At 36.3% G+C, this 13188-nt stretch carries 10 protein-coding genes; 8 read left to right on the forward strand and 2 right to left on the reverse strand.

Annotated features, from left to right (window positions below):
• Window positions 1–1615: ABC-F family ATP-binding cassette domain-containing protein (locus tag ACE3RB_RS14850; RefSeq protein WP_374464914.1), on the forward strand; the 1615-nt coding region annotated here is incomplete at its 5' end.
• Window positions 1616–1706: 91 nt separating this feature from the next.
• On the opposite strand, the gene ACE3RB_RS14855 is transcribed toward ACE3RB_RS14850, so the two are convergent.
• Window positions 1707–3443: a T9SS type A sorting domain-containing protein gene (locus ACE3RB_RS14855; protein WP_374464915.1), complete on the reverse strand. Its 1737-nt coding sequence runs from the start codon at window positions 3441–3443 to the stop codon at window positions 1707–1709.
• Window positions 3444–3730: 287 nt separating this feature from the next.
• A complete protein-coding gene (locus ACE3RB_RS14860) occupies window positions 3731–4543 on the reverse strand; it encodes a M48 family metalloprotease (RefSeq protein ID WP_374464916.1) in 813 nt (270 codons plus the stop codon).
• Window positions 4544–4653: 110 nt separating this feature from the next.
• Here ACE3RB_RS14860 and recJ point away from each other — a divergent pair, with 110 nt between their 5' ends.
• The 7 genes from recJ (at window position 4654) to ACE3RB_RS14895 (ending at window position 13167) form a co-directional block, all read left to right on the forward strand.
• A complete protein-coding gene (gene recJ, locus ACE3RB_RS14865) occupies window positions 4654–6366 on the forward strand; it encodes a single-stranded-DNA-specific exonuclease RecJ (RefSeq protein WP_374464917.1) in 1713 nt (570 codons plus the stop codon).
• Window positions 6367–6498: 132 nt separating this feature from the next.
• Complete coding sequence (gene nadD / locus ACE3RB_RS14870; RefSeq protein WP_374464919.1) at window positions 6499–7083, forward strand: nicotinate (nicotinamide) nucleotide adenylyltransferase; 585 nt, start codon at window positions 6499–6501, stop codon at window positions 7081–7083.
• Between the two features lie 3 nt (window positions 7084–7086).
• Complete coding sequence (locus tag ACE3RB_RS14875; protein WP_374464920.1) at window positions 7087–7506, forward strand: hypothetical protein; 420 nt, start codon at window positions 7087–7089, stop codon at window positions 7504–7506.
• Window positions 7497–7889, forward strand: a complete 393-nt coding sequence (locus tag ACE3RB_RS14880) for a hypothetical protein (protein WP_374464921.1) — start codon at window positions 7497–7499, stop codon at window positions 7887–7889. Before ACE3RB_RS14875 ends, ACE3RB_RS14880 begins: the two co-directional genes overlap by 10 nt.
• A gap of 6 nt (window positions 7890–7895) precedes the next feature.
• Window positions 7896–8234: a DUF3817 domain-containing protein gene (locus tag ACE3RB_RS14885; protein WP_002983338.1), complete on the forward strand. Its 339-nt coding sequence runs from the start codon at window positions 7896–7898 to the stop codon at window positions 8232–8234.
• 368 nt (window positions 8235–8602) lie between these two features.
• Window positions 8603–10864: a TonB-dependent receptor domain-containing protein gene (locus tag ACE3RB_RS14890; protein ID WP_374464922.1), complete on the forward strand. Its 2262-nt coding sequence runs from the start codon at window positions 8603–8605 to the stop codon at window positions 10862–10864.
• Between the two features lie 44 nt (window positions 10865–10908).
• Window positions 10909–13167, forward strand: a complete 2259-nt coding sequence (locus ACE3RB_RS14895; RefSeq protein ID WP_374464923.1) for a TonB-dependent receptor domain-containing protein — start codon at window positions 10909–10911, stop codon at window positions 13165–13167.
• The last annotated feature ends 21 nt before the right edge of the window (window positions 13168–13188 follow it).

Here is a 13188-nt window from a genome sequence, read left to right on the forward strand (position 1 = left end):
AGTATCTAACTTATCTTTACAATTCGGGAAAAGAGTTCTTTTTGACGAGGTAAATATTATGTTTACCAAAGGAAACTGCTACGGGATCATCGGAGCAAACGGTGCGGGAAAGTCTACATTCCTGAAAATACTAACAGGAAAGCAGGATCCTACAACAGGGCATGTATCTCTGGAACCAGGGAAAAGGATGTCAGTTTTGGAACAGGATCACTTTGCTTATGACCAGTTTACTGTTCTTGAAGCAGTTTTAAGAGGTAATAAGAAATTATTTGAGATAAAAGAGGAAATGGATGCGTTATACGCAAAAGAAGATTTCTCTGACGAAGACGGTATTAAAGCCGGTGAACTAGGTGTAATTTATGATGAAATGGGTGGATGGACTGCAGAATCCGATGCGCAAACCATGCTTTCTAACGTAGGAATCACTGAAGATATGCACTGGCAGTTAATGGGTGAACTTGAAAACAAAGACAAAGTAAAGGTTCTTTTGGCTCAGGCTCTTTTCGGTAATCCAGATGTATTGATTCTGGATGAGCCTACCAACGACCTTGACATTGATACCATCTCATGGCTGGAAGACTTCCTTGCTGATTACGAAAATACCGTAATCGTTGTATCTCACGACCGTCACTTCCTGGACACTGTCTGTACACACATCGGTGACCTTGATTATTCTAAACTTAACCTTTATACAGGTAACTATTCTTTCTGGTACCAGGCTTCTCAGCTGGCAACCAAACAGAGAGCCCAGGCAAACAAAAAGGCTGAAGAGAAGAAGAAAGAACTTCAGGACTTCATCGCAAGATTCAGTTCTAACGTAGCGAAGGCGAAACAGGCCACTGCAAGAAAGAAAATGATCGATAAATTAAATATCGATGACATTAAGCCAACATCAAGAAGATACCCTGCAATCATTTTTGAAATGGAGAGAGAAGCAGGAGATCAGATCCTTGACGTAAAAGGTCTTGAGAAAACAAAAGACGGAGAATTATTGTTCTCTAACATTGATTTAAATCTTAAAAAAGGAGATAAAGTAGCTGTACTTTCTAAAAACTCTTTGGCAATCACAGAATTTTTCGAGATTCTTGCAGGAAATGTTGAAGCAGATAAAGGAACAGTTGCATGGGGAGTTACAACTACCCAATCTCACATGCCATTAGACAACACGAATTTCTTTCAGGAAGACCTGAGTCTGGTTGACTGGCTGAGACAATTTACAAAGAACGATGAGGAGCGTCATGAAGAATTCGTAAGAGGATTCTTAGGAAGAATGTTATTCTCCGGTGATGAGGCTTTGAAATCCTGTAAAGTACTTTCAGGGGGTGAAAAAATGAGATGTATGTTCAGCAGAATGATGCTTCAGAAAGCAAACGTTCTTTTACTGGACGAACCTACCAACCACTTAGACCTTGAGAGTATTACAACCCTGAACAACTCTTTGTCTAATTTCAAAGGGAACATCCTGTTGTCATCTCATGACCACGAAATGCTTTCAACAGTCTGTAACAGAATCATTGAGCTGACTCCTAACGGAATCATCGACAGAGAAATGAATTATGATGAATATCTTGCTGATAAAAAAGTAAAAGAATTAAGAGAGAAAATGTATTCTTAAGCTACCGGATACAATATTTCAATAAAACAAATAGCTACTCTTTGCAGGGTAGCTATTTTCATTAAATACAATTAATGTTAAAAACAGAATATTATTTCTTTATAAATTTATAATTGGATAAAGCTCCGTCTGCATTTTTAATTACAACAACGTAAGCACCTTTAATCAGACTGGAAACGTCTATCTTTTGATCAACATTATTTAACACTGAAACCATTTTACCGGAAGTATCAAATATTTTAACTTCTGTATTTTTTTGTTTTCCTCGTATGTACAAATAATCAGAGACCGGATTCGGGTAAACTCCCGCATCGTTATTTTGTGACAGACTTTCCTGAGTTCCTAAACTGGCAGCTGTAACTGAAATATCATCCAACAATAGCATTCCCATTGTTCCTGCTGATGTATAATTATTGAATCCGAAATAATAAGTGCCTGTAACTGCAGGAGTAATTGTAAATGTAGCAGGTGTAGCAGATGTTACATTCACATCAGGATAATCAACAATAATGTTAGTCATTGATGTCTCTGCAGGAGAACTACCATACGCAACCTTTAAGCTCAATGTTCCCAAATAATTACCATACTGGAAGCTAAATGTATAATTAGTTCCTGCCTGAAGATTTACCCCTTGCGTATAAAACCATGAATTCATACTGGTTAAACCATATGTAGTGGTATAAAGCCCTTTGGAATTGAATCCTGCAACAGCTCCGGCAAAATCTGCTACATACCAGTTATCGCCAGCAATTACTTGTGTTGAAGTACAATCCGGAATTGAATAATCCGCAGCAACATTAAAATCTTCTGTATAAGGTATATTTACTGCCGCACAGGAAGTGGTAAAATTAACAACCTGGCTCCAGTCACTTGTATTTCCTCCTCCACAATTGCTTCTTACCCAAATATAATATGAAGTAGCCGGTGATAAACCTGAAATATCTTTTGATGTGCCACTGATTCCGGTAATTGTGGGTACAGTCGCGCTAACAGGAACCGTACTATTTGTACTTTGATAAATTTCATAAGATGAGCTTCCTGTAATCGCATTCCAGGAAACAGTAGCCGAATTTGAACTTATATTTGAAAAAGACACACCATCCGGCGCTATACAGCTGTTCGCCACAATATAAGACAAACCAAAAACACATACAATACCAGACCATGAAGAAGTTTTAGCAATATTAACACTTGAAATATTTTTAGACTGATTTGCAGCACTTATTGATAAAGCAATCTCATACAATCTTGGATTATCTGCACTATTCTCAATAGCATCGTTTACTCTGCTGACTCTGCCAATTCCATTGATTGCAAACGAAGTTCCGCCATACCAGTCATTTATAATATTATTGGTAAAAACCTGAGTCGTTCCATCTGTAAAATTAACCGTGATTTTCGCTTCAGAAATTCCACTTCCCGTAGTTGCCAGCAAATATAATTTCGATGCCTTTGGCGTGGAGTTAAAAGATAAAGTTCCCGAATCGCCTTCATTTAAAAGCCTTAAGGAGTTATTAGCAGTGTAAGATGCCAGCTGAAAAGTCAATCCTGGTGTATTTATAGAATTGATCAGACCATTACCAGGCAGTCCTGAAGTGGGAGTTTCCCCTGATCCGTTTACAAAATCGGTTGACATAAATACATACCCGTTAGTCGGGTCATCCACACTTTGGGTTGTACTGGAAGCAGCTGTTCCTGTACCGTTTGCAATAAGATCTTCATTATAACCGCTTGTTACGTTTAAGGTTTGATAGTTTTGGGCATTGACTCTACCAAGAAAGAGAGCCATTATGCCCAATAAAGAAAATGTAATTTTTTTGTTCATCATTTATATAATATATAATACAAATATAAATTTAAAAACAATATAATTTATATTTTAACTAAAATTAACACATTAAACACAATACAACAAAATTAAAAATAATAATATAATAAATAAAACAATAATATACCCTGAGGTATTCTCTTGTGTTTTGTGAATTTTTTTTTTCAATTCTGTATTTTAACATTATTAAAAAAATTCACAGACAGTATTTCTTGTTAACTAACCGGTCATTAATTTAAAAACCCTCGAAGAAGCTCTCCGAGGGTTTTTATATATTGATCTTAAGTTTATTTTATCTGTTTTGCAACAGGCAGTGCAATCTTTCCCGGATCTTTCCATAACCCGTCTTTCTCAGCTCGTTTTTTAATAGATTCTGCCCTTTTGTTACTGTCAGGGTGAGAATTAAACATTTTTTCAAAGTTCGTTTGTGTACTTCCTTCTGAAAGCAGCGCTAACTTTTTGAAAGCCGTATATGCTCCTACAACATCATATTTATTTGCTTTCATAAAATCATATGAGTAAGTATCTGCTTCTGATTCCTGTTTTTTGCTGTGAGAGGCATCCAAAAATGCATTAGCCATCTTTCCTACCTGACTCTCATTAAGTGTAGCTACAGCAGAAGATGCTGATGATGCAGCATCTAGTGCCGCCGCTTTCAGATAAGCAGATTTCATTGCATCTTTTGTGTCCTGGTTTTTCACGTGCCCAATCTCATGTCCGATAACAGCAAGCAATTCATTGTCTGTCATGATATCCATCAGAGAAGAGAATACACGTACACTTCCGTCCGCACAGGCAAAGGCATTGATATCTTTAACTTTATAAACTTTATAATTCAAATTCAGACCGTCCTGAGATTTGTGCTTTCCAAACAGTTTGTTCAGTCTCACAGTGTATGGGTCTTTAGGTCCTGCTACGGCATTATTTTTATCCATCCAGTCTACTGATTCTTTGGATAATTTAACAGCATCTTCGTTCGTAAATGTTAGAGCTTTTGCACCATTTGAAACCATTCCCGCAGCTTTCCCGAGGTTAATTTTTTGTGCATTAATCGAATACATAGCCCCAAATAACATAATGCATAGAGTAATTTTTTTCATAATCATTTAAAATTTTGGAGCATGAAGACAGCCTTTTTTTAACATTTACAAAGTCAAAACTTCGTTCCGGTTCTGTTCGGAATGCTATTTTTTTTCCTTATTTTTGTGAAATGAGTCAAAAATGGATTTACAAGCCTGAACCCGATGAGGAAGTTGTGGACAGACTAAGTTCGTCACTTGGTTTTGGTACTTTTGAATCTAAAATCCTCGTTCTAAGGGGAATTGACAATTATCAAAAGGCCAGAGAATTCTTCAAACCGAACCTTAACGATATCCACAACCCGTTTTTAATGGCAGATATGCAAAAAGCTGTAGAGCGTATTGCCACCGCTATTGAAAATGGTGAAAAAATACTGGTATATGGAGACTACGATGTGGACGGAACCACAGCCGTCGCTTTAATGTACCTTTACCTCAGCAAAATTGTTGAGAAAAAATATCTGGACTATTACATTCCGGACAGGAATTCTGAAGGCTACGGAATTTCTACAGAAGGAATTGATTTCGCCAAAGAAAATGGCTTTTCATTAATCATTGCTCTTGACTGTGGAATCAAGGCACTCGATATGATCAATTATGCCACTAATCTCGGTATCGATTTTATTATCTGTGATCACCACCTTCCGGGCGAAGAGATTCCTAATGCTGCAGCTGTGCTTGACCCTAAAAGAAGCGACTGCCGATATCCCTTCAAAGAACTTTCAGGATGCGGGGTTGGTTTTAAGCTTTGCCAGGGACTTAACACCATTTATAAATTACCGGAAGCCGAGTTATTTGAGCTTACAGATCTTCTGGCGATCTCCATTGCAGCAGATATTGTTTCTATGACAGGAGAAAACAGAGTCCTGGCTAAAATGGGATTAAAAACCCTAAGGAAGACCAGAAATCTTGGTTTAAGATTATTGATTCCGGAGGATAAACTTTCTCACTTTGAAATTTCCAATATCGTTTTTGAAATAGCCCCTAAAATTAATGCTGCCGGAAGAATCTCCCATGGTAAAGCAGCTGTGGAGCTTATGGTTTCTGACAATCTGAAACATGCCAACCAGATTGTAAATGACATTATGAACCTCAACGATGAAAGGCGCGAACTGGATATGAATTCCACCCTTTCTGCCCTGAATCAGATTATAGAATCCCAGCAGGAAACCAAACATACAACCATCGTTTATCATCCTGAATGGAATAAAGGAGTAATCGGTATCGTAGCCTCAAGGCTTATTGAAACCTATTATAAACCGACACTTGTATTTACCGATGGTAATAATGGTGAAATGGTAGCTTCAGCAAGGTCTGTTTCAGATTTTGACGTACACGAAGCTCTTGATATGTGTTCCGAATATTTCCTTAAATTCGGGGGACATCATGCTGCTGCCGGATTGTCGATGGAGAAAGACAAGTTTGATGCTTTCAAGGAAAAATTTGAAAGAATTGTTTCTGAAAAAATCCAGGAACATCAGAAAGAACCTTCGATTACCATCGACACGGAAATTAAAATTGATGAGATCAACAGAGAATTTATCAATTTCCACCGAAAACTGGCTCCATTCGGGCCTCATAATATGAAGCCTATCTTTACATTAACCAACCAGAAACTTTCCGGATATGTAAAAACAATGGGAAAAGATAATAATCACCTTAAGTTTTATATCAAGCAGGAATCTACGGGACGAAATATTGAATGTGTAGGATTTAAATTGGGACAGTTCGTGGAAGATTTTAAAAATAAAAATTTCGACCTTGCTTTTACTCTGGAAGAAAACCACTGGAAAGGCAATGTAACCCATTATCTTAATATCAAGGATGTGAAGTTCAGGGATTAACCAAGGTTGCAGAATTTTGGTTGCAGGTAAAAGCAGAACCATCATGAAATTCTGTCAACCTAAAAAACTTGATTTTCCTGTCCACACTAAAATACCGCCAACTATTATCAGCTACCTACGACCTAACAAAACATGAAAAAAATCGGTTTATTTTTCGGATCATTCAATCCAATTCATATCGGACATCTTATTCTGGCCAATTATATCCTGGAAAACTCTGATATGGATGAGCTTTGGTTTGTAGTAAGCCCGCAAAATCCGTTTAAAGACAAAAAATCTTTACTGAATGACCATAACAGACTGGATATGGTACAGCTGGCAGTAAAGAATTATCCCAATATGAGAGCTTCCAATGTGGAGTTTTCTCTTCCGAAACCAAGCTATACGATTGATACGCTCACCTATCTTCACGAAAAATACCCTGCTTATTCTTTCAGCCTGATCATGGGAGAAGATAATCTGAAGAGCCTTCACAAATGGAAAAATTCTGATGTCCTGATCAAAAATCATCATATTATTGTTTATCCGAGAGTATTTGAAGGTGAGAAAAAAGATTCTGAATATTTACAGCATGAAAATATTTCTCTGATCAAAGCACCGGTTATAGAACTTTCTGCCACTGAAATCCGTAATATGATTAGAGATGGTAAAAATGTAAGACCTATGCTTCCACCTGAAGTTTTTGAATATTTGGATGGTAGCAGTTTTTATCAATAAGCAATGAAACTGTACTTATTTTTATTCTCTGTTTTTTTGCAAGGCTTTCTATATGCCCAGGAATCAACAACTTTACAAAGTGACTCTCTTAAAGAATTACAGAAAATTGCTTTTGCCCAAAGGATAAGCTATAATAAAAAGCGTTGCAGCGAAGATTCAATCAGGGCCGTAAAAGCTTCGGAAATTCAAAATAAATATTTTATCAATATTGCTGCTCCCAATGGTGATAAGTTTTTGCCCGGAGAAGAACTCAGAATGATTTTAAAAAAGCATAATATCATTTGGGGCGGAGAATGGATGGGCAGTGATATGGGTGGTTATTCCGGTGAATGCTATTATTCGGTAATGACTGAATTGACTGAAAAAAGTTTGGTAAAGATTTTATTGACGGTCTCGTTAAAGAATCTGTGGCTATGTATGTAAAAAAGCACCCTGATAAAACCTTTGATAACGATGAGCATTGTGAATGGACTTATAAAGGAGCCTACCTCAGTTATACAGATGATAATGATCAGTTAAATAAAGATTTCTTCCATAGTTTTATTTATCCGGAAGGTTATGAAAATTATAATCCTTCTTTTCAGAAATACCGCTCAAGCACTGTGGTAACCCTCATTTTAGACCAAAAAGGAAAGGTTTTGAAGCATCAATTCAGTCATCGTATTTATAATGATCACAATTTGAAGTATATTCCTTATTTTGAAAAAGAGATCAAAAAGTTTATAAAATACACTAAATTTGAGCCTGTAAAATACAGTGGATATCCCGTAAAAAGCGAAACATCCTTTTTTATCTTCTATAAATAATTATTCATGAACTTCATCGAAAAATTTTTCTCAAAGTATTCTCAGGAAAAAATCATCAGATGGTTTAAGCAAATTTGTCTTGCAGAAGCTGTTTCATGTCTTTTACTGTATTGTGTGGCGATGATCTGGATCCGGTATGATGAAAATGTATATTCTATCATTTTCATCAGCGTTATTGGCAGCCTACACGGATTATTCTTTACGCTTTATCTTTTACTCTGCCTTCCTGCCAGAAAAATTTATAACTGGGATGATGAAGATTTTGTTTTTGCCTTATTATCTGCTTTCTTCCCTTTTGCAACGGTTTGGGTAGATAAAAAGCTTGCCCGATTCGACAGAGAATAAATAATATAATAAGAATAATCAAAGGACCTTTCGGTCCTTTTTATTTTTATGGTCATTACAAACCTCGTTTAGCATGTGTTTTTAATTCCTAAACTATAGGAATAAGTTCAAGTGTCAGTTATCTTTTTTCAAAAAATTCTTCAATATTTTTTCATTTGATGTAACATTTAACATCTTTCATTTGTCTTATTATACAGAAAGTTCAAACAATCAATATTTTAAATAAAATTTTATTAACTGATAATCAATTGATTATAATAATTTAAAAATATTTTTAAGTACTTTGTATTGCATAATACTAAAGTTATTATATATCTTTGTAATGTTAAATAACAAACCATACAAGCTATTAATTAAAAAATAATATCATGAAAACTCAAATTCTTATTGCAGCACTATTTTTCGGCGGACTAATAACTGCCCAGCAGAAAAAAGACAGTTTGAAAGTAAATGCAATTGATGCAGTGACTCTCAAGAAGCAGGTTTTCAAAAAGCAAGGTGACCGTTTGGTATATGATGTAGCTTCTTCATCTATCGCTAAAGGAACCAACACTTTTAATCTTTTAAAGCAGACTCCGATGATTTCCAGTATCGATGGAAAAACATTAAAGATTCTTGGAAAAAATGATGCAGTAATTTATATCAACAATAAGAAAACCAATATGGACTCTGAGGCATTGATTGAAATGCTGAAATCTACCCCATCTGAAGATATCCAGAAAATTGAAGTGATTACGGTTCCCGGAAGCGAATTTCAGGTTGAATCTAAAGAAGGTGTCATCAATATTGTAATGAAAAAAAGCAAAAACAACGGCTATAACGGAACGTTGAAAATGCAGAACGAGCAGGCTTATTACAACAATCCCAATGCAGGAGCTTCTTTTAACTTCAGACAAGGCAAATGGTCGGGGAACTCCAATTTCAGAATGGGAAGCTGGACAGACAGACAAAGATATACGCTGTCCAACGGAGACTCTACTTTCAAAAATGAATCATTTGGATTTAATGATGATCCTAACAAAAATTTTGGCGGAGGTTTCAATATTGATTATGAGATCAATAAGAAACACAGTCTTGGATTCTCCTACAACATGAGATACAATAAAAGTTTCAATTCTGTACTGGATATTACCAATTTGCAAAACGGTGTACTAAATAACAGAACAGTCAATAACGAAGATGCACAGACCAGAAACCACTCTTTCAATCTGAATTATGAGATGAAAACAGATTCTCTGGGAAGTAAGCTTACCTCAAACCTTTCTTACCTATGGTTTAACAGGGACAAAGTAAGCTTCAACGAGAGTTTTCCTCTAACAAATGATACGATTAATAAATACTCGGCATTGCATCAGGCGGTACCACAGATCATCAACAACTATGCAGCCAATATCGATTATCTGAAAAAGACCGCTAAAGGAGCTACATGGTTAATGGGAATCAGTTACAATCACACCAATACAGATAACGATACCAGACAAGACAAATTAATCGGTAATGATTTTGTGATAGATACTAAGCAAACCAATCACTTTATTTACAAGGAAAATATACTTGGAATTTATCTGAACTATGAAAGAAAACTGACTGAAAAAATATCCGGAAAGATTGGTGCCCGCCACGAAATGACCAGAAGCACCGGAGACATTGTTGATAAAACAGGTTTTGAAAGAAATTACAACAATCTGCTACCGTATCTGAACTTAAACTACGCTATCAATTCCGATCATAATCTGAGCTATACTTTTTCCAGCAGAATCAGAAGACCGAGATTCTGGGAGCTGAATCCTTCGAGAACCTACTTTACCCCAACCAATTATACACAGAACAATCCATTTATACTAGCTTCAAAGTATTATAATCAGGAGTTGAATTATATGTACAAAAATGCATTCTATGCCAATCTTAGTTTTAATATGGTAGAAGATGCATCTGCTTCAGACATGCTTCCGTTGCAAGGAACTTTAACAACACCAAAAAGGGATGAAAATGGAAAAATACTCTATGATCCTGACGGAAATATGATCATGGAAACAACAAGATTCTTGAGGTATATAAGAACTAATTACGGTAAAAACAGAGAGCTTGCCCTTACTCTGGGAATGAACAAATCATGGTTCAAAGATATCTGGACTACTAATTATTCTGTGAACTTAGGTTACGTTACCTACAAAGGCGCCGTGTTGGAGGATCCAACATCTCAATTAGGTCAGTACGAAACAGAATCACTGGATCCTTATATCATTGATGTAAAAAACTATAATATGTCAGTAACCATCAATAATATTATAAGACTCTCTTCTAAAAAAGACTGGTTCCTGGGTGTTAATTATTTCTTTGCCAGCCAGACCGCTATGGAAGCCGGGATGATCGGTGCAAGACAGAGCTTTGACTTCAGCCTGAAAAAAATTGCAGGGGACTGGACTATCGTAGCAGAAGTGAGTGACTTATTCAATCAAAGCTTCTACAGAGTTAAAGGAGTACAGCCCAACGGAAAATTTAACAATATCACCAACTTCAATTATCCAAGGTTGCTGAGCATCGGGGTTACTTACAATTTCGGAAATCAGAAACTGAAAAAAGCAAGGGAAATGAAATCAGCTAATGATGCTGTAAAATCAAGAACCTAATCTATACAACTTATTTCAATAATCCACTCTTAAATAAAACAAACATGAAACGTATAATTTTGTCAATGGCTATTGTATTCGGTACCTGTGCATTTGCTCAGGAGAAGAAATCTGATACGGCAAAAACAAAAAATATAGAAGGTGTAACCATCACAAAACAGGTTTTTAAAAAGCAAAGCGACCGTTTTGTATACGATGTGGCAGCATCACCTGTTGCCAAAGGAAATACCACTTTTGACCTTCTGAAGCAGACTCCTTTATTATCTTCCACGGATGATAAAACATTGAAAATCGCAGGGAAAAATAATGCGCTGATCTATATCAACGGAAGAAAAAGCAATATGGATTCCGAGTCTCTGGTTCAGTTCCTGAAAAATACTCCGGCTGAAAATATCCAGAAAATTGAAGTGATCACTGTTCCCGGAAGTGAATATCAGGTTGAATCATCGGATGGGATCATCAATATCGTTTTAAAGAAAAAAATGAGCGACGGTCTCAACGGAAACATGAGAATGTCTAATACAACCAATAAGTACAACGGAAGCCAGGCGAGTTTTTCGGCCAACTACAGAAAGGACAAGCTGGGAGTAAGCGCCAGTCTTAGCGGTGGTGAAAATATTGAAGCACAAACGTATACTCTCAGAAACGGTACAGCCAAAACATCCAATGAATCTACAGGTGATATTGATGATCCGAACAAAAATATCGGGGGCTATCTGAATATTGATTATCAGCTTAATGATAAAAGCAACCTTGCACTATCATGGAACACATGGGCTAATAAAAGCTATAACTCAACGGTAGATTTATTTAATACCATTAAAAAAACAGATACTGAATACACCTGGTCTAAAAACAGAGAAGATTCAAGGTCATACAACAATTCCGTAAATTTAAATTATGAACTGAAAACAGATTCATTAGGCAGTAAACTGAATGTAAATGCAGCTTACCTCAACTATAGAAGATTCCAGTTTACAGATAACCAGACCTTTGCTTCAGACATCAACAGGAATGTGGGAGCAAGGAAAACACAGGTGATTCAGGATCTTCCGCAGATCATTAATAATTTCTCCGGAATGGTAGATTATAATCAGAAATTTAAAAATGATCTTACCGTTTCAATTGGAGGAAATTACAATAAAACCAAAACAGACAACGATTCTAAAAACATTACTTATTCTTTTGATCCCCTGACATCCCCGGATTCAAGACCCAACCATTTTATTTATGATGAAAACATCTATGGAATGTATCTTACCGTTGAGAAAAAGATTTCTGACAAACTTTCAGGAAAAATAGGAGCCCGATACGAGATCACAAACAGTTTGGGAACTTCTGACAACGCCCCTACAGAAGCACTTAAAAGGATTGAAAGAAATTACAATAACTTACTTCCTTATCTGAGCCTTAATTATGCAATTAATGATAAAAATAATATTTCATACTCTTTTTCAAGCAGAATGAGAAGACCGAGCTTCTGGGAACTTAATCCTGTAAGAAACATCCTGACAGAAGATAATTACACTCAGAATGACCCGTTTGTAAAAGCTTCCTCTACCTACAATCAGGAACTTACATACATGTACAGAAATTCATATTTCCTGATTTTAAACCATTCTTACATTCAGGACGTCATTACACAGGTTCCACTTCAGGGATATCCGGTATCGCCGGATGGTAAGATTGGAGATAATCCGGCATTGAGATATATCAGAACCAATTTTGGGAACAAGCAGGAAATGTCTGCTATGGTGGGTATTCAGAAGTCGTTTTTCAAACAATACTGGACGACCAACTTTAATATCGGAGTGCAGCATAACATCAATAATGGGAGTCTTGATACTGATCCTACTACCGGAGACCGGTTTAAGAGTGATAAAGGACCTAACGGAAATTTTATTACCTACACCAATAAAACGAATTCTACCAGCCTTCTGATCCAGACTAACAACACCATTCGTCTTGATAAAAAGAAAACATGGTTCTTCGGAGTTAATTATTTCTTTGTAGACAAGCAGCAGATTGAGCTTGGTTCACTGAAAAACTTAATGAGCTTAGACCTCAGCCTTAAGAAAATGTGGAACGACTGGACTTTTGCAGTGAATGTAAACGATGTCCTGAATACCAACATCGTGAAAATTGAAGATTTTCAGGAAAACGGAAATTACAATTATATCCACCAAAACCGCTACAACAGAAGTTTAATCGTAAGCCTTACCTACAATTTCGGGAATCAGAAAGTGAAAAAGGTAAGAGACATCGAAGGGGCCTCAGATGCCATCAAAAGCAGAACAAGATAAAGATTATCTTTCTTCATATTT

It is taken from the genome of Chryseobacterium sp. (assembly GCF_041914225.1).
Taxonomy (GTDB): Bacteria; Bacteroidota; Bacteroidia; order Flavobacteriales; family Weeksellaceae; genus Chryseobacterium.